Genomic DNA, 20078 nt, shown 5'->3' on the forward strand with positions numbered 1-20078 from the left:
AGAGCAGGAAGCGGCAGAATGAAGCGGAAATTGACGAATGACAGGCATGGCATGCGTGCATCTGGGCTAAAGGTCCTGACTTCCATCGGGTTTGCAGTGCTTGCCCAGTGCACGGCGGCATCAGCCGAAGAGGACGAATATGCGCCGCAGCTGCCTGACATGGCCATCTATCAGGCCATGCTGGATGCCAACAAGCAGAGTGGCTGGATCCAGTTCCGTAACTATGACAACCGCCAGCTCGTCTATTTCACGGCGTTGCAGACGATGCGCTGCCGATTGTCGGAAATCCGCTACTCGATCAATTCCGATGCGCTCGACAAGCGCTTTCCCTTGGGCAGTTGCGATCCGCAACAACCGTTCAATATTCCGGCCGATGATCCTGAAAACAAATATATCTATCTCGACCTGAAGCACGAACAGGCGAAGACGATTTCGATCCAGGTGGTGTGGGCCGACGGTTCAGGCAGCGAGATCGTTACCTACCGGCCTTGCGACAATGTCGGCGAATCGACCTGCGCCCGCATCAAGTCGATCAAGAAACCGACGGGGACGCTTTCCGCGCCGACACCTTCAGGTCAATCCCGTTGACCGGCTGGGTGGTCAGCCTCTGGACAGGCCAGGGCTTCTGATCGCCCGCAAGATCGAAGCGATAGCGATGCATCAGCACCGCCAGCGCAATGACCGCCTCCTGCAGGGCAAACGTCGCGCCGATACAGATCCGGGGTCCGGCACCGAACGGCAGATATTGAAAGCGGTGTATACGATCACGGTTTTCGGGCAGGAAACGCTCGGGTATGAAATGACGCGGACGATCCCAATAGAGCTTATGCCGATGCAGTGTCCAAGGCATGATCAGCACTGACGTGCCCGCGGCGAGTTCGAACACACGACCATTCTCGTCGGTCCAGCGATCGTCCTTCAAAGGCATCCGGTTGATCGAAGGCGCTGGCGGGTAGAGCCGTAGCGCCTCCTCGAAAGCGGCGCGCACATGCGGCATGCGCTCCAGCCATTCGACCGGCTCGGCACCGGTCCCGATCACGCTATCAATCTCCTCCTCCATCTTCGCCCGGAAAGCCGGCGTCTCGGCAAGGCAATAGAATGTCCAGGCAAGAGCGCGAGCCGTCGTCTCATGCCCGGCCCCGATGAATGTCAGGATATTGTCTTCAATCTCGTCGCGGCTCAGCCCGTCGTCACCCTCGAGATTGAGGAGCAGGGTGAGAAAGTCATCCGGCACCGCTTCGCCTGTGGCCATTTTCGCTTTTCGTGCGGCCATCGTCTCGGCAACGATGCCGCGGAAGAGGGCCAGCGAGCGTCGGCCCCGTAGCCGGGTAAACCGCGGAACCCAGCTCGGAGCCTGCAGCAGATCCATCGGATCGATGCGGCCCATCGAATGCAGAAGCTGGTCGACCTTATCGGCAAAGCCCTCGGTTCCGGTGGTAATACCACCGGAAAATAGCGTCTCGGCGAGAATTTCATAGGTAAGCTCGGTCATGTCAGTCGCAATATTGACCGTCGCGCCAGAGGCCGCCGCCTTCTCATAGCGGGCGGAGAACTCCTCGGATTTGCGCAGCATCTGCGAGGCGAACCCACGCGCGTGACGGGGCGTGAAAACAGGTGCCATCGCCTTGCGCGAACGGCGCCAGGTATCGCCCTCGGCCGTCAGCAATCCATCGCGAAGGATTGGCCGCAGCACCAGCTGGCGAATAGTCTGCATGCCGTAGTTGGAGGCATTGTCAACCAGGACATGCTTGATCAGACCCGGATGGTTGGCGATCGTGGTCTTCTGGCCAAAGAAGCTGATCTGGATGACGGGGAGCGTGTAGCTCGGTTCGCCCCAGAGTTCGAGCGGATTGCGGAAAAGAACACGAATGATTTCGAGCCGCGATGGCGGCACTGTTCTCGGGATAGGAGCCGGCGCTTCAAACGGTTCGGAACTGCTCTCTTCCTGCATGCCCGAACCCCTTCTCCGTCAAAGCAGATTTTCCAGTTCGGCAAGCTTGTAGTTCACCAGCCAGCCGTAATAGTTTTCTTCCGGCAGAATGAGATCGGCTCCCGAGCGCCCTCGGTTTTTGGCGGCCAACGCTGCCGCACGATCGGCAGAATTGCCGACATTGAAAAGTGTGGCGGTCAAACCCGGATTGCCGGAAATATCCATGCCCGCAATCTTCCGATAATCATCGATCGACATCCTGATCGAGGCAGCCATGAAGGCAAGCGATTTATCCGGATCCATGATCGCCTCATAGACACCGTTGGCATCGGCCGCATCGAGGGCGGGATATCCAGAAACCTTTGAGACGAGATCCGACAATTCCAGCGCCGTCAGCGGATTGATCTGGCCAAGGCCGAATGTCTGACCGGCATAGAAAGGCTGGAAGAAGACGGCCGAAAAGCGATTGTTCGGCCAGTCGATCCCATCGACCGACTTTCCACGAAACGACTGGTCCCAGACGCGCTCGCGACATGTCCAGATCGCATAGGAACCGGACTTGGCCTCGCAGGAAGAAAACTCCTGCCGGGTAACGAAATCGGTGACGGACATTCCCTCATGGGCAAACCGGAAGGAATTTCCGGCATAGGCAGCCGCTTTCACATAGTAGCTCTGCAGCCGGTCGTAGGCATCGACATTGTAGGTATGTTCACCGACTATGGCACCGAGCATATGAATGGGTGCAATGCCATACTGACGGGAAATCGACTTGATCTTGCCGATCAACGCCGTGTCGTTGGCGAGCAGATCGCGAACCTTGGCATATTTGTTTTCGAACGTCGTCTTTCCTGCCTTGGTCCGGCGCTTCGATGCGCCGGGAACCGCCGGTTGCTCGACATGGCGATTGCCTGCCGGAACCTTGGTTACGGCTTCCGCCATGGCTGGCGACAAGCCGATCATCAGCGTGAGCAGGGCGAGCGAGGTGAAACGAAACAAGGCGGGCATTTCCCGATCGAACAGGGTGGAAATCGTTGGTAGCGAATGGCCCGCAATCGTGTCAAAATCAAGAGCCGGCCCTTGTCCGGCTCCCGATTTTTTAGCGGCCGCTTGTGCTAGAGGATGTAACGCGACAGGTCGGTATTGGCCGCAAGTTCGCCGACATGGCTTTCGACATAGGCCGAATCGATCAGCACTTCGCGGCCCGGCTGGTCGGGCGCCTCAAAGCTCAGCTCATCGAGCACCCGCTCCATCACGGTCTGCAGGCGACGCGCGCCGATATTCTCGACCGTCGAATTGAGCTTCACCGCCACATCCGCCAACGCGTCGATCGCGTCCTCAGTGAAGCTGAGATTGACGTTTTCGGTCAGCATCAGCGCGATATACTGGCGAATGAGGCTGGCTTCGGTTTCGGTGAGAATCCGGCGAAAATCCTCTTTCGTCAGTGCCTTGAGCTCGACGCGGATCGGCAGGCGGCCCTGCAGTTCCGGAAGCAGGTCCGACGGCTTGGCGACATGGAAGGCGCCGGAAGCAATGAAAAGGACGTGATCGGTGCGTACCGGGCCATATTTCGTCGAAACCGTTGTTCCTTCGACCAAAGGCAGAAGATCGCGCTGGACACCTTCACGCGAGACGCCAGCACCGACGCCGCCATCGCGAGCCGCAATCTTGTCGATCTCATCGAGGAAGACGATGCCATCGTTTTCCACCGACCTGACCGCTTCGCGGGCAATCTGATCGCTGTCGATCAGCTTGTCGGATTCGTCGGCGATCAACAGGCCGTAGGAGTCCTTGACCGTTGTCTTGACCTTCTTGGTGCGTCCGCCCATCGCCTTGCCGAGCAGATCGCCGATATTGAAGACGCCGACCGTGCCGCCCTGCATCCCGGGCAGTTCGAATCCCGGCCCGGAATTGCCCGAATCAGCGACCTCGACCTCGATTTCCTTGTCATCGAGCTCGTTGTCCCGCAGCTTGCGGCGGAAGCTGTCGCGGGTTGCCGGCGACGCCGTCGACCCGACCAAAGCGTCGAGAACACGTTCCTCGGCATTCAGATGGGCCTTGGCCTTGACCTCGGCGCGCTTCTTCTCGCGCACCAGACCGATGCCGACTTCGACGAGGTCACGAATGATCTGTTCGACGTCACGGCCGACATAGCCGACCTCGGTGAACTTGGTTGCTTCGACCTTGATGAAAGGCGCTCCTGCCAGCTTGGCGAGACGGCGGGAGATTTCGGTCTTGCCGACGCCCGTCGGACCGATCATCAGGATATTCTTCGGCATCACTTCGTCGCGCAACTCGCCATCGAGCTGCTGGCGGCGCCAGCGGTTGCGGAGCGCGATTGCGACTGCACGCTTGGCGTCCTTCTGACCGATGATATAGCGATCGAGTTCGGAAACGATTTCTCTGGGTGTAAAAGTACTCATCAGGATTCCACCAGCCGGTTCGCCCGGCTCAATTGACGGCGTCGAGGGTTTCGACGACCACATTGTGATTGGTATAGACGCAGATATCGCCGGCGATCTGCATCGCCTTGCGCGCAATATCCTCTGCCGATTTATCGCTGTCCATCAAGGCGCGTGCCGCTGCATAGGCATAATTGCCACCCGAACCGATGGCCATCGTGCCATGTTCAGGTTCCAGCACATCGCCGTTGCCCGTCACGGCCAGAGTGATCGACTTGTCCGCGACCAGCATCATGGCTTCGAGCCGGCGGAGATATTTGTCGGTGCGCCAATCCTTGGCAAGCTCCACGCAGGCGCGCTGCAACTGGCCCGGATACTGTTCGAGCTTGGCCTCGAGCCGCTCGAGCAGCGTGAAGGCATCGGCGGTGGCGCCGGCAAAACCGGCAATCACTTCGCCCTTCGCCAGACGGCGCACCTTGCGTGCATTGCCCTTCATGACTGTCTGGCCAAGACTGACCTGACCATCGCCGGCCATGACCACCTGGCCGCCCTTGCGGACGGTGATGATCGTGGTGGCATGCATAGTTCCATAGGGATCGTGTTCGCTCATTCCATGTCTCTGAATTAGAATTGCCGTCCTGTCCGGCTCGTTGGGGATTATGTAGGCCGTCGCCGGCGAAATACAATCACCGGCCCGCAAGCTGCCATTTCGGTTGCTTTTTCGCAGGCGCGAAGCTGGATATTTGCGATCGTCCCTGATAATGAGCCCGCAGATGCCGAGATTGACGGAGTAAGGGCATATGGCTGTAGCCGGTTCCGAGCGCATGGGCACGATTACCCGCAAGACCAACGAAACCGAGATTTCGGTCAGCGTCCGCATTGACGGAACCGGAAAATCGACGATCTCGACCGGCGTCGGCTTTTTCGACCATATGCTGGAACAGCTTTCGCGCCATTCGCTGATCGACATGGAAATCACGGCGCGCGGCGATCTGCATATCGACGACCATCACACGGTCGAGGATACGGGTATTGCGATCGGGCTCGCCCTTGCCAAGGCGCTGGGCGACCGGCGTGGCATCACCCGGTATGCCTCGCTTGATCTCGCTATGGACGAGACGCTGACGCGCGCGGCCGTGGATGTGTCCGGTCGACCGTTCCTGGTCTGGAACGTTGCCTTTTCCGCTCCCAAGATCGGGACGTTCGACACCGAGCTGGTGCGCGAATTCTTCCAGGCCTTTGCGATGAATTCCGGCATCACCCTGCATGTGCAGAATATCTACGGCGCCAACAACCACCATATTGCCGAAACCTGCTTCAAGGCAGTAGCGCGCGTGATGCGCACCGCGACCGAAATCGATCCGCGCCAGGCGGACCGGATTCCCTCGACCAAGGGCACCCTCTAGGAGGTGACGATGAAGCGTTACTATGTGCTCGTTCCGACCGCATCCTGGCGGAAGGAACTTGAGACGAAATTCATTCGCGATGGCTTCTCCTGGATCCGGTTTCTTCTGCCGCTGCCCTGGCTCCTGTTCCGACGGCTCTGGTGGCCGGCAGCGTTTGTCTTCCTTCTCTACCTCTTTTCCATCGTGGCGGCCGACCTCTACAATATGGAAATCCTGCCGCTTGCCTTTTCGGTAATCATCAGTCTCTGGGTCGGTCTTGAAGGTGGGCATATCCGGGCCGAAGTCCTGCGCCGCAAGGGCTGGATCCTCGATGATGTCGTGCTGGCGCCGTCGCTCGATGACGCCGAACTTTCCTATTTCAGCCGCGTTGAGGAAAGCGAAAGCGAGGAAGCCGCCCCGGCAATGACACAAAAGGGCCGGTCGCCCAGTGGCACGGACAGACCCTCGCTCGCTCTTGGCCTGATCGGGCCTTACGGAGGACGCTGACATGCGCGTGGCAATCATCGATTACGGATCTGGAAATCTGCGGTCGGCGCTCAAGGCCTTCGAACGTGCTTCACGTGAATCAGGCCTCAACTATGAAGTCGAACTGACCGACAAGGCCGAGCGCGTGGCAAGTGCCGACCGGATCGTGCTGCCCGGCGTCGGGGCCTATGCCGATTGCCGCCGTGGCCTCGATGCCGTGCCGGGCATGGTCGAAGCCCTGCGGGACGTGGTCGAAAACAAGGCACGCCCCTTCCTCGGTATCTGCGTCGGCATGCAGCTGATGTCGAGCCGCGGCCTCGAAAAGACCGTCACCGAAGGCCTTGGCTGGATCAAGGGTGACGTGGTGCTGATGCAGCCCAACGATCCGTCGCTCAAGATTCCGCAAATCGGCTGGAACACTCTGGACCTCAAGCGGCCGCATCCGCTGTTTGACGGGATCACCACCGGCGAAGCGGGCCTGCATGCCTATTTCGTCCATTCCTATCACCTCGCCGCCGAACAGGCCGCCGATATCGTGGCGACCACCGATTACGGTGGGCCGGTGACCGCCTTCGTTGCGCGCGACAATATGGCCGGCGCGCAGTTCCACCCCGAAAAAAGCCAGTCACTTGGCCTTCGCCTGATCGGCAACTTCCTGACCTGGACGCCCTGACATGATCCTCTTTCCGGCAATTGATCTCAAAGACGGCCAGTGCGTTCGCCTCAAGCTCGGCGATATGGAACAGGCAACGATCTACAATCCCGATCCGGCCGCGCAGGCAAAGGCTTTCGAGGATCAGGGTTTCGAGTGGCTGCATGTGGTGGATCTCAACGGTGCCTTTGCCGGCGAAAGCGTTAACGGTGCTGCGGTCGAAGCCATCCTGAAGGCGACGCGCAACCCGGTTCAGCTCGGCGGCGGCATCCGCAGCCTCGATCATATCGAGGCCTGGCTGTCGAAAGGCCTTGCCCGCGTCATTCTCGGCACGGTCGCCGTGCGTGATCCGGCGCTTGTCATCGAAGCCTGCAAGGCCTTTCCGGGGCGCGTGGCCGTGGGTATCGATGCGAAGGGTGGCAAGGTCGCCGTCGAAGGCTGGGCAGAAGCCTCCGAACTCGGCGTGATCGAACTGGCAAAACGGTTCGAAGGTGCCGGCGTTGCAGCGATCATCTATACCGATATCGATCGCGACGGCATTCTGGCCGGCATCAACTGGGCCTCGACGCTTGAGCTGGCGCGCGCCGTCTCCATTCCGGTCATCGCTTCGGGTGGGCTTGCTTCGCTCGATGACATTCGCCGGCTTGCCGAACCGGATGCCGCCATCCTCGAAGGCGCCATTTCCGGCCGGGCGCTCTATGATGGCCGTATCGATCCGGCCGAAGCGCTGAACATTCTCAAGGGAGGCAAAGGATGACACTCAAGGCCCGCGTCATTCCCTGTCTGGATGTGAAGGACGGTCGCGTCGTCAAGGGCGTCTCCTTCGTCAATCTCATCGATGCCGGCGATCCGGTCGAAGCGGCGATCGCCTATGATGCCGCCGGCGCTGACGAGCTCTGCTTTCTCGACATTACCGCTTCTTCCGACAATCGCGAGACCATCTTCGACGTTGTCGCCCGCACGGCGGACCATTGTTTCATGCCGGTGACGGTGGGCGGTGGCGTCCGCACACTTGCCGATATTCGCAAGCTGCTGCTCTGCGGTGCCGACAAGGTATCGATCAATTCGGCTGCGGTGAAAAACCCGGACTTCGTTGCCGAAGCCGCCGACAAGTTCGGCGACCAGTGCATTGTCGCCTCACTGGATTGCAAGAAAGTTTCCAAGCCGGGCGAGACGGACCGGTGGGAGATCTTCACCCATGGCGGTCGCAATCCGACCGGCATCGATGCGGTGGAGTTTGCCCACAAGATGGTGGAGCGCGGCGCCGGCGAACTGCTCCTGACCTCGATGGACCAGGACGGGCAGAAGACCGGCTATGATCTCGGCCTGACGCGGACGATCGCCGATACCGTGCATGTGCCGGTCATCGCTTCGGGCGGCGTCGGAACGCTTGACCATCTGGTTGAAGGCATCCGCGATGGCCATGCAACGGCTGTACTTGCAGCCTCGATTTTTCACTTCGGAACCTATACGATCGGCGAAGCCAAGCGATACATGGCTGAGCACGGCATCGCCATGCGTCTCGACTAACGCGAAAGTCTGCGAATGAGCCAGTTCAGCCTTGCCGACCTCGAAGCGATCGTTGCCTCCCGTGCGAAGGCATCGCCGGAGGAATCCTGGACCGCGAAACTCTATGCTGCGGGACAGCAACGGGCCGCAAAGAAACTTGGCGAAGAGGCCGTGGAAGCAGTGATCGCAGCGATTGCGGATGACCGTTCCAATCTGACGGCAGAAGCCGCAGACCTGCTCTATCACCTGCTCGTCGTTCTCGGGATTGCCAAAATCCCGCTTTCGGATGTGATGGACGAACTTGCCCGGCGAACCGGCCAATCCGGTATTGCCGAGAAGAACAGCCGGACACCGTCATGAACAGGGAAACGAAACTGAAAGAGAGTGGCATTCCGCTGGATCATCTTCAGAACGAGGATTACTCACCCTACCGGTTCTTCTCCGCCGATGAATGGGCCAAGTTCCGCGCCGACACACCACTGACGCTTTCGGAAGACGAAGTCCGGCGCCTGCGCTCGCTCAACGACCCGATCGATCTGGACGAGGTGCGGCGCATCTATCTGTCCCTGTCGCGGCTTTTGTCGGCCCATGTCGAGAGTTCGCAGATCCTGTTCGAACAGCGAAAGCGATTCCTCAATCTGGCCGACGATCAGAAGACCCCTTTTGTCATAGGCATTGCCGGATCGGTTGCCGTCGGAAAGTCGACGACCGCCCGCGTTCTGAAGGAACTTCTGTCGCGCTGGCCATCAAGCCCGAAAGTGGATCTCATCACCACCGATGGATTTCTGCATCCCAATGCCGTGCTGCAACGGGAAAACCTGATGGATCGCAAGGGTTTTCCGCAGAGCTACAACATGCCGGCGCTGCTGAAATTCCTGTCGGCGATCAAGGCCGGTCAGGCGCTGGTGCCGGCACCGCTCTATTCCCACCTGACCTATGATGTGCTGCCAGACCAGTTCCAGATCGTCGACCGGCCGGATATCCTGATCTTCGAGGGTATCAACGTGCTACAACCGCGTGATCTGCCGGCCGATGGCAAAATCGTGCCGATGGTGTCGGACTTCTTCGATTTCTCGATCTATATCGACGCCGAGGAGGAACTGATCCACAACTGGTATGTCAAGCGTTTCATGGACCTGCGGCAGACTGCGTTCAAGAACCCGCAATCCTTCTTCAATCGCTATGCGACGATCTCCGAGACATCGGCACGTGCGATTGCCGAAGGGCTCTGGCAGAACATCAACCTCAAGAACCTCAGGCAGAACATTCTGCCGACACGTCCGCGCGCCGACCTCATCCTGCAGAAAGGTGAGAATCACCTGGTCGAGAAGGTATCGCTACGCAAGTTGTAGCACAGGTGTCTCTTTCCGCATGTCGTGCCAGGCATAAAGAGCCAGTCCCGCTGGAAACAGAATTCCAAGACCGATGCCGAAATAGTTGGCCAGATGGGTGAATTCGGGAAACAGCCACAGAAGACAGAAGAGAATGCGGTTGGGCGAGCGTCCGATCAGGAACCACCATGCGACCGCGATGGAGAATGGGACCGCATCATAGGTGTAGCCGTAGGGTGTTGCGAGCAGGGCCAATAGCGCCGTGAAGACGATTCGAGACTGTCGCGCCAGATTATCCCGCGGATTGATACTCCAAAGCCGCCAGACAGCAAGAATGGCAACGAGCGAGATCAACGCCTGAAATGTGTAGGACCAGAAGAGGTCCAGACCAAGTGAGCGCGCCATTATGAAGAATGTCAGTGCGTTGGCGTGGTATAGCTGCGGATAGGGTGCCTCCATGATCATGGACATCAACGGCCGCGTTTCCAGAAAGAAGCCCTGCCAGATCGCGAAACCGAAAATCGACCCCGAAATCAGAACCAGCAGGATGGTGGTCACGGAGGCAGAGAGAAAACCGCGCAGATTTCCGCTGGCAATATAGACAAAGGGAATAAGGATGCCGAGTTGCGGCTTGACCGTGAGCAGGCCCGCAAGGATTCCGGAAAGGATGGGACGGCGATCGGCGAAGTGAAAGCAGCCAATCAGAAGGGCTGCCGTGACAATTCCATTCTGGCCAAAAAGAGCACTCATGAAAGCGGCGGGCGACAGAAGGGCTACAAGCAACAGGCGCCAGTCCAGTTTGAGGCACTGTAGCGCAAATGCCAGTGCGATCAAACTGCCGAGGATCCAGACAATATAGGCCCAGCCGATAGGCAGATAACTCAGAGGAACACCAATCAGGAGAATCGAAGGCGGATAACTCCATTCCTGATTCGGCAGATCCGGAGAAAACATGGATCGCAGCGCGGAGCGGTATTGCTCGACATCAAAAAGCCAATCGGCATGGCCCTGTCTTGCCATCAGGCCGCCAGCCCAGAGATTGGTGAAATCCCAATAGGGAAGCCGCTCCGACATTTCGGAGAAGCCATTGTCCAGCAAGGTCCACAGGCCGATGTGATAGTGGATGCCGATCAGAAGGCCAGCAAGCACAACCAGAAATGCGAAACGGATGTCGGCGCTGCTGCGCAAACGGGGCAGCGTTTCAAAATCGCCCTTCCAGTCACTTTCTTGCACGGGTCTTCCTCAGCGGCATCGGCATGAGGAGACTTATACGGAGGATGGATTGACACGTCGTAAAGTCAGGTTGATCCGGCCTGGCGCCTTGAGGAGCGCCGAGGTGCCCGGATAGATCCGGTCGACACCATGGAAGGCGAGACGGCTTTCGCCGCCGATCAGGACGAGATCGCCGCTTTCCAGCCGGAAGGAAACCGTGCGTTCCTCGCGGCGCAAGCCACCGACCCGGAAGAGGCATGCATCGCCGAGCGAGATGGACAGCACCGGCGCCGACAGTTCTTTTTCGTCGCGGTCCTGATGCAGGCCCATTTTGGCTTCGGGCCCATAATAATTGACAAGACAGGCCTCCGGCGCGAGATCGCAGCCGGAATAGTCTTCCCAGAGTTTCAGCAGCCGATCGGGGATTGCCGGCCAGGGCCTGTTGGTGAACGGATGGGTAGGCTGATAACGATAGCCGCGTTCCTTGTCCGTCACCCATCCGAGCGACCCACAATTGGTCATCCGGACCGACATCGGTTGACCGCTTCTCGGCATGACAGGCGTGAAAAGCGGGGAATCGGCAACCACCTGTCGGATATCGGCAAGCAGGGCTTCCTGGTCATCACGGGCAAGCAGACCCGGAATATGGCGGATTCCCTTCGGCAGCACGAGCATGGCAACACCGTTTCAGTGATGGGTTCGTAACGATCATGTGGCGAATCACTTTCGCCCTCGATGCTTACGGATTCGACATTGCGATGGATCGCTCAATCCGATTCGATCTTGCCGCGCATTTTCTTGACCTCGCCGCGACCCGACTTGGCTTTCAGACGTCGCTCGACAGAACCTCGCGTGGGTTTGGTCTTCTTGCGCGGTGGCGGCGGTGGCTCGTTCGCCTTGGTGATCAGATCCCTGAGCTTCTCGCGCACATCGTCCCGGTTTCGATCCTGGGAACGGAAGCGCGCCGAAAAGAGAACGACGACACCGTCCTTGGTGAGCTTCGAGCCGAAAATGCGACTGGCATTGGACTTGATTCGTTCGTTGAGCGAGGGGGAGTTGCGCAGGTCGAAACGCAATTCGACGGCGGTGGCAACCTTGTTGACATTCTGGCCGCCCGGTCCGGAGGCCAACACGAAGGACTCGGTCAGTTCCCAACCGGCGATCACGATCCTGTCATCGATATAGAGCGGGTCGGAGGCCACGGCTTGCTCCCAAAAAACAATCTCTCCGTCTATCGGCCAGGATCACCATAAAAGAAAGCCCGGAATCCGGGCTTTCTGAAGAGAGAGCATTTCGGGCGACGTATCAGGCCGCGCCGTTGATCCAGGCCGACAGAGCCGTCTTCGGCGAAGCGCCGACCTTGATATCGGCAACCTGACCGCCCTTGAACATGGCGAGCGTCGGGATGGAGCGAACACCGAACTGGGCAGCCAGTTGCGGGTTCTCATCGATATTGAGCTTGGCGATCTTCACCTTGCCGCCGAGTTCGTTGGAGATTTCTTCGAGCGCCGGCGCGATCATTTTGCAGGGGCCGCACCATTCGGCCCAGAAATCAACCACGACAGGTTCGGCGGAGTTGAGAACTTCGGTTTGGAAATTGTTGCTGTCAACCTTTACAGTTGCCATTGGGATGCTCCTTTCGATCCTGCGCCTGGCGCTTGAAATATCGGTAGTTTGCTATGTGTGTATGCGGATGCCGTTTTTCAATGGGGTAAATCAATCCCGCGAAATATCAAGCAGCGCTTTTTCAAGTTCGTCATCGTTCAGAGAATAAAGATCCGGGCCGGCGGTATAGAGCAGCAGGCAACGGATCTCCTTGCCCGGATAAATAGGACGCAATACCTCGCGGTAGAGCGCAAGTTGCGACTTGTGCATCAGAGGGATCGTGGAACGGTCGCGCGGCGGCTGCCGCCCGGTCTTGTAGTCGAGAATGAACACGTCCTTCTCGTTCTGTCCCAGCCGGTCGACCCGACCGGAAACAGCAAATTCCTGTCCGGCCAGATGGACGGTGCCCATGATCGAGACTTCCGATCGCGCCGGGCCGCTGAACAGTGCTGAAAGCAGGGGGTCTGCGAGAATCGAAAGGATCCGCGTCGCAAGCGCCTCCCTCTCCCTCCCCGGCCAGAGCGGCAGCGCGCGCTTGAGATAGGTTTCTGCCGCTGCGGCCCGTTTTGTTTCCGGAAGATCCGGCAAGGTCTGAAAAAGACGATGGGTGATTCGTCCGGCAACGAAGGAACCGGTGGATCGCGGCTTGAAATCGAAAAGCGGCGAACCGACAATCATGTCGCCGCTGGTTTCGTCGACAAACGGCCCAGAGCCGGACGGGGCCAGCGGACGCGGCAGCGACCGGTCTTTCGGCAAGGGTGCCATCAGGGCTTTGATGTCGATGGGGGTCCGGAGTGCCGTTTTCGTCTCGCTTTGAACAGCACCCTGATCTGTCACCCTCGACTTACGCCATTTCCAGCCTGCCCAACAATGCGAGCCTGCCGTGAATTCCACTGGCTCGCAAACATCAGACCGCTGCGAAAGTGCGGTTGTGACCATCTTGGCCCAGGTTCCCTCATTGTCGCGCTTCTTGCGATAGCCACAGACGATGAGATGATCGGATGCTCGCGTCATGCCGACATAGAGAAGACGGCGATATTCTTCTTCGGCGCTTGCCTTCAACCGTTCGTCATCTTCGTCGCTGATCGGATTCTGGTAGGATTTTCCCGGAATCCAGAGCGGTATTTCGCTGATCGGTCCTTTTGTCTTCACCACGCGCAGCTTCGGCAACAAGGTCTTGTCGAACGGTTTTGAGCCGCCATCGACAAGGAAAACGACCGGCGCCTCAAGCCCCTTGGAGGCATGAACGGTCATGATGCGGACTTCTTCGCGTCCCTTGTCCTGTTCGCGCTTGATTTCGGGCGATTCGGTTTCGAGCGTGGCAATGAAACTCGTAAGTCCCGGCAGGCCGGCCTGTTCATGAGCCAGCGCGAAATTGAGAAATTCATCGAGCACATCGCTGACTTCGTGACCGAAACGGGCGAGAAACAGCCGGCGTCCGCCATCCCTCGCCAAAAGATCGGCATAGAAATCATGCGGCCTAGCCAGGCGCGCCAGTACCTTCCAGCGATTGAGGCGCACAAAGGCGCGTTGCCAGGGTTCTGAACCCTCGCTCAGCCGCGTCAACGCCTGCCAGACGGTTTCGTCTTCCTGACGTTCGGCGGCGAGTTCATAGAGATCGGCTTCGCCCAGATCGAGAAGCGGGCTCTTGATGAGGGCGGCCAGTGAAAGGTCATCTTCCGGCAGCGTGACGAAACGCCCAAGCGCCATCAGATCCTGGATCGCTATATGGCTCGACAGGACAAGTCTGTCGGTTCCGGCGACCGGTACATTGGTGCTCCGCTTCAGTTCCTTGGCAAGCGCTGCGGCAAAGGCATCCCGCTTTCGCACCAGTACAAGAATATCGCCGGCGGAAACCAGTTTTGGCCCTTTGCGCGATGCGATCACCTGCCGGCCAACCATCTCGCCAATGCATGCCGCCATGCGGCGGGCAAGCTCGCTTGCGGAAGAGGTCTCGGGCAACCGGTCGAAAGGAGCCAGCCAATCCTCGTCCTCCTCATCGGAGGCCTCCTCGGCGATGATGTCCCAGATATCCACCGCGCCGGCGTGACCAATGCGGTTGGAGACATGCTGGATCGGTTCACCCAGCGCGTTGAGACCACGGGCATGATCGGGGGATTCGAAAACGCCATCGACAGCCGACAGGACGTCGTCGGTCGAGCGAAAGGATATTCTCAGATTGAGCGGTTCGAACGGCTTCTCGGCCGTGCGTGCCCTCGCCTCCATGCCCGCGCGCTCGAGCGCGAAACGCTCCGGCCGGGCTCCCTGGAAGGAATAGATCGACTGTTTCTCGTCACCGACAGCAAAGATCGTGCGGTTGACAGGCCTTGCTCCTTCGCCGGCAAAGAATTCCGACGCAAGCGAGCGGATGATGTCCCATTGCGGCGGGCTGGTATCCTGCGCCTCATCGACAAGAATATGGTCGATACCCTGGTCGAGCTTGAAATGGACCCAGGTGCCAATATCCTGCTTGGCGAGCAGAGCCACGGTACTGGCGATGAAATCGTCGAAATCGAGGAAGGCACGTTCGCGTTTCAGTTTTTCGTAAGCGGAAATTAACGTATCCGCCAGAACGAGGGCTGCTTCCGTTGCCTTGACCATTCGCGCCGTCTTGAAAGACTGCCAGAGGTCGAAGATCGCATAACGCAGCGCACCGATCGTTTCGCAGAGCAACGGATCCGCTTTCGCCATCGCGGCGGAAAAGAGGGACCCGTCCGCATAGGGCTGTTCGTCCGTTTTCTTGAGAAACGCGTCCTTCAGGATCAGAAAACGGGAAACCGCGTCAGGCTCTCTTTGCGCGGCAGCGAGTTTCGTTGCCGTTTCCTTGACCTTAGCGCCGCCTTTCTCCTCGCACAGAGCAATATAGGCCTGAAGCCGGTGATCCTCGAGACCAGGAAGACTGGAAGCGCGAACCGCGATTGCCTCCTCGGACAAATCGTCCGGATGAAGGCCAAGCGCGCGCGCCAACGCGGACTTGAGACTCTCCTGCTTCCGCGCCCAGCCCAGGAATCCCGAAATCGCGCTGCGTTGTCCAACGATATCATCGAGCAGCCGCTCGAGCCCGCTTTCATCGGCGATCGACAGGACTTCATGGAAAGCCTTGGCTAACGCTTTATGGGTCTCCATCTGCGTTGCCGTGAGCAATGTGCGGCGCGCTTCGGCGAGAAGGCTTTGCTGGCGCACATCATCCAGCACTTCAAAATGCCCGGCCACATTGGCTTCGAGCGGAAACTGATGCAGTAGGGATTCACAGAAAGCGTGAATGGTCTGGATCTTCAGCCCACCCGGCGTTTCCAGTGCGCGCGCGAACAGGCGGCGCGCCTCGGCAATCTTAGCCGGAGTCGCCTCATTCCCTTCCATGGCCGCAATCTCGGCACCCAGCGCAACATCGTCGAGCGATGTCCAGTGCGACAGGCGATCAAAGACCCGGTTCGACATTTCAGACGCCGCGGCCTTCGTATAGGTGAGGCAGAGGATGGACGAGGGTCTGGCACCGGCAAGCATCAGACGGATGACGCGCTGGGTGAGAACATGGGTCTTGCCGGAGCCGGCGTTGGCCGACACCCAGGCCGAGCGGCGCGGATCGGACGCGAGATTCTGCAAGCGCGCCGTTTCGTCCTTTTGCATTGGCGGGGCTGAACCGGGTTCAGACATCATCGCCCTCCCCGGCTTCATCGCTGTCTGCCGATGACCATTCGGAAACGCGCGCCAGATGGTCGTATTCGCCGCCATAGTCGCGATCCTTGAAGGGAGCAACGCGCGACTTGAAGCCATTCTTGCCTTCCCGCAAGGACGTCGTCAGCCGGATCATCTGCAGAAGGGCCTGATCGGCGAGATCATTGGCAGAGCGGCGATCCTCTTCCTTGGTTCGCGCACTTTTCTCATTGTTGACCGTATCGATCCGGAAGCCGGCACCGGGACGCAGACGGTAGTAAAGAAGGTCCTCGGTCTCGAGCGCGGGTAGATCCTTGAAGCCACCCAGTCTCAGCGCTGCCGCCTCGAGAGAGAGTTGCGGATCGAGAAGTGTGCGCGCCTCCTTGGAGGATGGCGAAGATCCCGTCTTGTAATCGATGATATCCGCCTTGCCATCCTCTCGGATATCGATCCGGTCGGCACGACCGGTCAGGGAAATCTGTCCGCCAGCCAGCGCAATTCCCGCACGCGCCTCGACGACGCTTCTGGAAATGGTCGGATGCCGCTCCCGTTCAGCCTTGAGGAAGGGGGCAGCAACGTCCAGAAAACGCGGCTTCCAGATCGCTTCGACATGGGCTGGAAGAGCGGCTTCAAAGAATACCTCTTCGGCCAGCCTCCGCATGATATCCATCGCCTGCGGTGAAGCCGGATCATGCTCCTCCTTGATGAAACGCTCGACGATGGCATGGTATATCGTGCCGCGTTCGGCAGCGCCGGGATCGACATTGTAGGGATCGACCGGATCGAGCCGCAGCACCCGATGGGCATAGATGGAATAGGGATCGCGGCGCAATTTACCGGCTTCCGAAAAGGAATAGCGCGTCGGCTGCTTTTCAGCCGGCGGGCGAGGATCCGGCCTTGTTGCAAATTCCTGCCGAGGGCCGATATCGACCTGTTCGGCATGATCGAGATAAAGCTGGCCACGCTGCTTCATCGCCTTTGCGATATCATCGCCGAACACGGACAACAGCTGCTGCAGAAACCGAGAGGCCACCGAAGGGGCGCCGGACTGGCGCAGCGAGCGGGTCAGAACCACATTCTCCGTCCCGAGGGCCATGACAAAATCATGGGCCGACTGGCCGATACGGCGTTCCGGCGGTTCAAGACCGATTCCCGTCTTCATCGTCCGCGACAGCAGCGGATTGTTGGCGGTCTTTGCGGGCCAGATGCCTTCGTTCAAACCACCCAGCACGAGGAGATCGACACGTTGCAGGCGCGCCTCAAGCGTCCCCCAGATGAAGACGCGCGGATGCGACATCGCTTTCGGCTTGATGCCCTGGCCGGCAAGAAGCGCCGTCATGACATCCACCCATTGCGGGCCCGTCGCCGTCATGGCACCACCATTGTCCATCAGCTCGCCTAGCATCGAAGCGAGAGCATCACCTGCCTCATTGGCCCAGAGATTGGCGAGATTACCGAATTCGTCCCGGCAAAGAGCTTCAAGCACCCTACCCGTTGCGGACGCCCATTCCGAGAATGGAAAGTCGGGACGAACATAAAGACCTGAAAGGGAGGCAAGCTTGCTTGCGAGCGGTTCGACGGCACTTTCGATATCTTGGGCGAGCGCGAGGATGCTTTCAAACGTCTCGGGATCCTTGAGCGGCTGTTGCCAGATCTTGCTGTAACTTGCCTCGGTCAGACGTTGATGGGAATCGCGCACGAGCTGCTGCAGATCGGCAATCTCTGCCGGGCTTGTGCCGCCGCGCAGGCAGAGCAATTCCAGTCTGTCGGCCAATCTGGACATTTCCTCCGCCGGCCTGCCAAGGCGGACGAGCGGATGCTTGATCAGGCTTGCAAGAGCCACCGGATCGCCCGGCCGCAATACGGTTTCCAAAACCAGCCGAACCAGATTGCCATGGTGCGAGGTCATGAGCGGTGCACCGGCTGAATCGTCAGCCTCGATTCCGAAACGGCGCAGTTCAGCGGAGACCCGTCGAGCCAGATCGCGATCCGGCGTGATCAGGGCCACCTGGCTATCCTTGCGGGCAGCAAGACCCAGCTTGAGTGCAATGGCGATCGCCAACGCTTCCTCACGCTCATTGGCAGCCTCGACCAGAGCCAGTTCGGCACTTGCGGCTTCCAGTGCTTTTTCGGGAAGCGAGGTTCGCCATTCATGCTGATTGGTTGCCGCATCGGCTGACAGAAAAGCGACCGACAGTGCGTTTTCTCTGTAAGCCATATCGAAAAGAGATGTACCGAGATCCACGACATCGGCACGCGTGACCTTTAGCTTCGATAGCAACTGATGCAGGCCATATTGCGGATGACTGCGGCTCGATGGATCACCGTTCCGGCTGCCATCGGGTTGAAGCGCGCCCGCGAGGCTCCACTGGGCTTCCGTGAGTGTCAGATCGAGGCCGGGCAGAACGATCGTTCCCTGCTCGTGGCCGAAGATGGCGGCCATCAGATCCGCGGTCGCCGGAATGGAGCCTGTCGAGCCCGCAACGATGGTCGGCCCCATCGCCGGCAGGTTGCGCAGACGCTCCGCTTCCGCCCGCAACAGGGCATTGCGGTAAAAGGCAGGCGAAGAACGATCGAGTTCCGCCAGGCGCGCCGGCCAATAGTCGCGCGCAATCCGGAGGAACCGGTCGGTCAACTGCCACCAGACGGCCTGATTGTCATAGGAGACCGCATCAAGACCCTGCCAGCCGGTTTCTTCCGTTTCGATACCGTCGATCAGATCGGCAAGGCTCTTGGCCAGCCAGATCGCATCGGCCGGACTGGCTGGGGCCGCCAGCGGTGAATCCTGATGGATATCGCGAATGGCATCGGGCAGGCTGTTGCGCCAGCCGAGAACCAGCACGCCGAGTTCAACCAGCCTTGCCAAAGGCGAAATCGGCGGCGGCAGCGAAAGATCATCGCTGAGTGAGGTTTCATCGAAGAAGCCCGCATCTTCATCGACCTCGCCGAGCGGCCGGATTTCCGGCAAGATAGCCGAACGACCACCCAGCAGGGATACGAACTCTGAGCGCAGCACACGGGCGGCTCGTCGTGTAGGTAAGTATATCTTGACCTTTGCGAGCTGAAGCGGATCGCTTGGATCGTAGCGAAACCCCTTCACCAGACGCCCATCGAGGAGGGAGCGCGCCAGCACAGCGAGAAAATCTTCGCTTGGGCCGATCGTGAAAATCCTGCCCGCAGCCATGATCATCCACTCCGGCCAAAGCGTCGGACGGCATTTTCGGCGGGACCGATGGCATCGGGTGTACCGGCCGTGATCCAATGCCCCTCCAGCATCAAGCCATAGAGACGCCCGGCCGCAATTGCGCGGTCGAAATAGATATTTAGGTTGAACGCCCCCTCAGGCGCATCGGCAAACAGACCGGAATCAAGAAGAATGGCGCCGGCATAGATAACGCCTTCCCCGCTTCCGTCGTAACGGCGCAACCGCCCGTCGACATCCATCGAGAAATCGATCTTGCCATTATGCCCAGTCGTGTCTTCGTTGCGAACCACGAGCATGGCCATATCCATGGTCGCGGGATCGTAAAAGGAAGCCAGCCGCGCGAGGTTGGATGGCTCACCTCGCGCTTCGCCGACCCAGAACAGATCCGCATTCATAACAAAGGTCGGGCCAACGGGCAGCAGCTTCAAACCCTTCACCAGGCCGCCGCCGGAATTCAAGAGCTCGGAACGTTCATCGGAAATGACGATGTCGAGATCATCGATGGCGCTAAGATGCGCTTCCATCTGCTCGGCAAAGTAATGGACATTGACGGCGACCTGCCGGCAACCGACTTCGCGAAGGTGATCAAGCGCATAGTCGATGAGAGGCTTTCCGGCGATCGGCACCAGCGGCTTAGGCATCCTGTCCGTGATCGGGCGCATGCGCGTTCCCAGACCAGCTGCCAGAACCATGGCGTTTTCGACCACCAT

At 59.2% G+C, this 20078-nt stretch carries 19 protein-coding genes; 8 read left to right on the forward strand and 11 right to left on the reverse strand.

Annotation, left to right across the window (positions count from 1 at the left end):
• Positions 1-18 precede the first annotated feature (18 nt).
• On the forward strand, positions 19-588 hold the full coding sequence (locus tag Q4481_RS11970) for a hypothetical protein (RefSeq protein WP_304376612.1): 570 nt from the start codon (positions 19-21) through the stop codon (positions 586-588).
• On the opposite strand, the gene Q4481_RS11975 is transcribed toward Q4481_RS11970, so the two are convergent.
• The 4 genes from Q4481_RS11975 to hslV all read right to left on the reverse strand — a co-directional run bounded on the left by Q4481_RS11975 (position 533) and on the right by hslV (position 4939).
• Positions 533-1951, reverse strand: coding sequence for a cytochrome P450 (locus tag Q4481_RS11975; protein ID WP_304376613.1), 1419 nt, complete (start codon positions 1949-1951; stop codon positions 533-535). The two genes, Q4481_RS11970 and Q4481_RS11975, sit on opposite strands and share 56 nt — an antisense overlap.
• 18 nt (positions 1952-1969) lie before the next feature.
• The gene (locus Q4481_RS11980) at positions 1970-2890 is read right to left on the reverse strand and encodes a DUF1402 family protein (protein WP_304376941.1); all 921 of its coding nucleotides are present in this window, start codon (positions 2888-2890) and stop codon (positions 1970-1972) included.
• A gap of 152 nt (positions 2891-3042) precedes the next feature.
• On the reverse strand, positions 3043-4350 hold the full coding sequence (gene hslU, locus Q4481_RS11985; RefSeq protein ID WP_304376614.1) for an ATP-dependent protease ATPase subunit HslU: 1308 nt from the start codon (positions 4348-4350) through the stop codon (positions 3043-3045).
• A 28-nt stretch (positions 4351-4378) separates the two neighbouring features.
• Positions 4379-4939 carry an ATP-dependent protease subunit HslV gene (gene hslV / locus Q4481_RS11990; protein ID WP_304376615.1) on the reverse strand — a complete coding sequence of 187 codons (561 nt, stop codon included), beginning with the start codon at positions 4937-4939 and terminating at the stop codon, positions 4379-4381.
• A gap of 190 nt (positions 4940-5129) precedes the next feature.
• On the opposite strand from hslV, the gene hisB reads away from it, so the two are divergent.
• From hisB to coaA, 7 genes are read left to right on the forward strand one after another with little or no spacing between them, the layout of a single operon-like run.
• Complete coding sequence (gene hisB, locus Q4481_RS11995; protein WP_304376616.1) at positions 5130-5735, forward strand: imidazoleglycerol-phosphate dehydratase HisB; 606 nt, start codon at positions 5130-5132, stop codon at positions 5733-5735.
• A 9-nt stretch (positions 5736-5744) separates the two neighbouring features.
• Positions 5745-6221 (forward strand): DUF2628 domain-containing protein, encoded by a 477-nt coding sequence (locus tag Q4481_RS12000; protein WP_304376617.1) that lies wholly within the window; start codon positions 5745-5747, stop codon positions 6219-6221.
• A 1-nt stretch (position 6222) separates the two neighbouring features.
• Positions 6223-6873 (forward strand): imidazole glycerol phosphate synthase subunit HisH, encoded by a 651-nt coding sequence (gene hisH, locus Q4481_RS12005; RefSeq protein WP_304376618.1) that lies wholly within the window; start codon positions 6223-6225, stop codon positions 6871-6873.
• A 1-nt stretch (position 6874) separates the two neighbouring features.
• Entirely contained in the window at positions 6875-7609 is a 735-nt protein-coding gene (hisA, locus tag Q4481_RS12010) for a 1-(5-phosphoribosyl)-5-[(5-phosphoribosylamino)methylideneamino]imidazole-4-carboxamide isomerase (protein ID WP_304376619.1), read from the forward strand.
• On the forward strand, positions 7606-8382 hold the full coding sequence (gene hisF, locus Q4481_RS12015; protein ID WP_304376620.1) for an imidazole glycerol phosphate synthase subunit HisF: 777 nt from the start codon (positions 7606-7608) through the stop codon (positions 8380-8382). Before hisA ends, hisF begins: the two co-directional genes overlap by 4 nt.
• Before the next feature lie 15 nt (positions 8383-8397).
• Positions 8398-8721, forward strand: coding sequence for a phosphoribosyl-ATP diphosphatase (locus Q4481_RS12020; protein WP_304376621.1), 324 nt, complete (start codon positions 8398-8400; stop codon positions 8719-8721).
• On the forward strand, positions 8718-9713 hold the full coding sequence (gene coaA / locus Q4481_RS12025) for a type I pantothenate kinase (protein ID WP_304376622.1): 996 nt from the start codon (positions 8718-8720) through the stop codon (positions 9711-9713). Before Q4481_RS12020 ends, coaA begins: the two co-directional genes overlap by 4 nt.
• On the opposite strand, the gene Q4481_RS12030 is transcribed toward coaA, so the two are convergent.
• The 7 genes from Q4481_RS12030 to Q4481_RS12060 form a co-directional block, all read right to left on the reverse strand.
• Positions 9699-10925 (reverse strand): glycosyltransferase family 87 protein, encoded by a 1227-nt coding sequence (locus Q4481_RS12030; RefSeq protein WP_304376623.1) that lies wholly within the window; start codon positions 10923-10925, stop codon positions 9699-9701. The two genes, coaA and Q4481_RS12030, sit on opposite strands and share 15 nt — an antisense overlap.
• A gap of 33 nt (positions 10926-10958) precedes the next feature.
• Positions 10959-11579, reverse strand: a complete 621-nt coding sequence (locus Q4481_RS12035) for an alpha-ketoglutarate-dependent dioxygenase AlkB (RefSeq protein ID WP_304376624.1) — start codon at positions 11577-11579, stop codon at positions 10959-10961.
• Between the two features lie 92 nt (positions 11580-11671).
• On the reverse strand, positions 11672-12106 hold the full coding sequence (gene arfB, locus Q4481_RS12040; RefSeq protein WP_304376625.1) for an alternative ribosome rescue aminoacyl-tRNA hydrolase ArfB: 435 nt from the start codon (positions 12104-12106) through the stop codon (positions 11672-11674).
• A 103-nt stretch (positions 12107-12209) separates the two neighbouring features.
• Entirely contained in the window at positions 12210-12530 is a 321-nt protein-coding gene (gene trxA / locus Q4481_RS12045; RefSeq protein WP_304376626.1) for a thioredoxin, read from the reverse strand.
• A 90-nt stretch (positions 12531-12620) separates the two neighbouring features.
• Complete coding sequence (gene addA, locus Q4481_RS12050) at positions 12621-16163, reverse strand: double-strand break repair helicase AddA (protein ID WP_304376627.1); 3543 nt, start codon at positions 16161-16163, stop codon at positions 12621-12623.
• Positions 16156-19353 (reverse strand): double-strand break repair protein AddB, encoded by a 3198-nt coding sequence (gene addB, locus Q4481_RS12055; RefSeq protein WP_377353704.1) that lies wholly within the window; start codon positions 19351-19353, stop codon positions 16156-16158. The genes addA and addB overlap by 8 nt, the downstream gene beginning before the upstream one ends.
• Positions 19350-20078, reverse strand: coding sequence for a nucleotidyltransferase family protein (locus Q4481_RS12060; RefSeq protein WP_304376629.1), 729 nt, complete (start codon positions 20076-20078; stop codon positions 19350-19352). The genes addB and Q4481_RS12060 overlap by 4 nt, the downstream gene beginning before the upstream one ends.

The sequence above is a fragment of the Fluviirhizobium alvei genome (assembly GCF_030551875.1).
GTDB lineage: Bacteria > Pseudomonadota > Alphaproteobacteria > Rhizobiales > Rhizobiaceae > Rhizobium_E > Rhizobium_E alvei.

Bases quoted from the DNA above. Each gene is read 5' to 3' on its own strand.
- Q4481_RS11975 (WP_304376613.1), bottom strand. From the start codon at position 1,951: ATGCAGGAAGAGAGCAGTTCCGAACCGTTTGAAGCGCCGGCTCCTATC.
- Q4481_RS12020 (WP_304376621.1), top strand. From the start codon at position 8,398: ATGAGCCAGTTCAGCCTTGCCGACCTCGAAGCGATCGTTGCCTCCCGT.
- hisH (WP_304376618.1), top strand. From the start codon at position 6,223: ATGCGCGTGGCAATCATCGATTACGGATCTGGAAATCTGCGGTCGGCG.
- Q4481_RS12060 (WP_304376629.1), bottom strand. From the start codon at position 20,078: ATGGTGGTCGAAAACGCCATGGTTCTGGCAGCTGGTCTGGGAACGCGC.
- Q4481_RS12000 (WP_304376617.1), top strand. From the start codon at position 5,745: ATGAAGCGTTACTATGTGCTCGTTCCGACCGCATCCTGGCGGAAGGAA.
- addA (WP_304376627.1), bottom strand. From the start codon at position 16,163: ATGTCTGAACCCGGTTCAGCCCCGCCAATGCAAAAGGACGAAACGGCG.
- hslV (WP_304376615.1), bottom strand. From the start codon at position 4,939: ATGAGCGAACACGATCCCTATGGAACTATGCATGCCACCACGATCATC.
- hisA (WP_304376619.1), top strand. From the start codon at position 6,875: ATGATCCTCTTTCCGGCAATTGATCTCAAAGACGGCCAGTGCGTTCGC.
- addB (WP_377353704.1), bottom strand. From the start codon at position 19,353: ATGATCATGGCTGCGGGCAGGATTTTCACGATCGGCCCAAGCGAAGAT.
- hslU (WP_304376614.1), bottom strand. From the start codon at position 4,350: ATGAGTACTTTTACACCCAGAGAAATCGTTTCCGAACTCGATCGCTAT.
- Q4481_RS12035 (WP_304376624.1), bottom strand. From the start codon at position 11,579: ATGCTCGTGCTGCCGAAGGGAATCCGCCATATTCCGGGTCTGCTTGCC.
- coaA (WP_304376622.1), top strand. From the start codon at position 8,718: ATGAACAGGGAAACGAAACTGAAAGAGAGTGGCATTCCGCTGGATCAT.
- Q4481_RS11980 (WP_304376941.1), bottom strand. From the start codon at position 2,890: ATGATCGGCTTGTCGCCAGCCATGGCGGAAGCCGTAACCAAGGTTCCG.
- trxA (WP_304376626.1), bottom strand. From the start codon at position 12,530: ATGGCAACTGTAAAGGTTGACAGCAACAATTTCCAAACCGAAGTTCTC.
- hisF (WP_304376620.1), top strand. From the start codon at position 7,606: ATGACACTCAAGGCCCGCGTCATTCCCTGTCTGGATGTGAAGGACGGT.
- hisB (WP_304376616.1), top strand. From the start codon at position 5,130: ATGGCTGTAGCCGGTTCCGAGCGCATGGGCACGATTACCCGCAAGACC.
- Q4481_RS11970 (WP_304376612.1), top strand. From the start codon at position 19: ATGAAGCGGAAATTGACGAATGACAGGCATGGCATGCGTGCATCTGGG.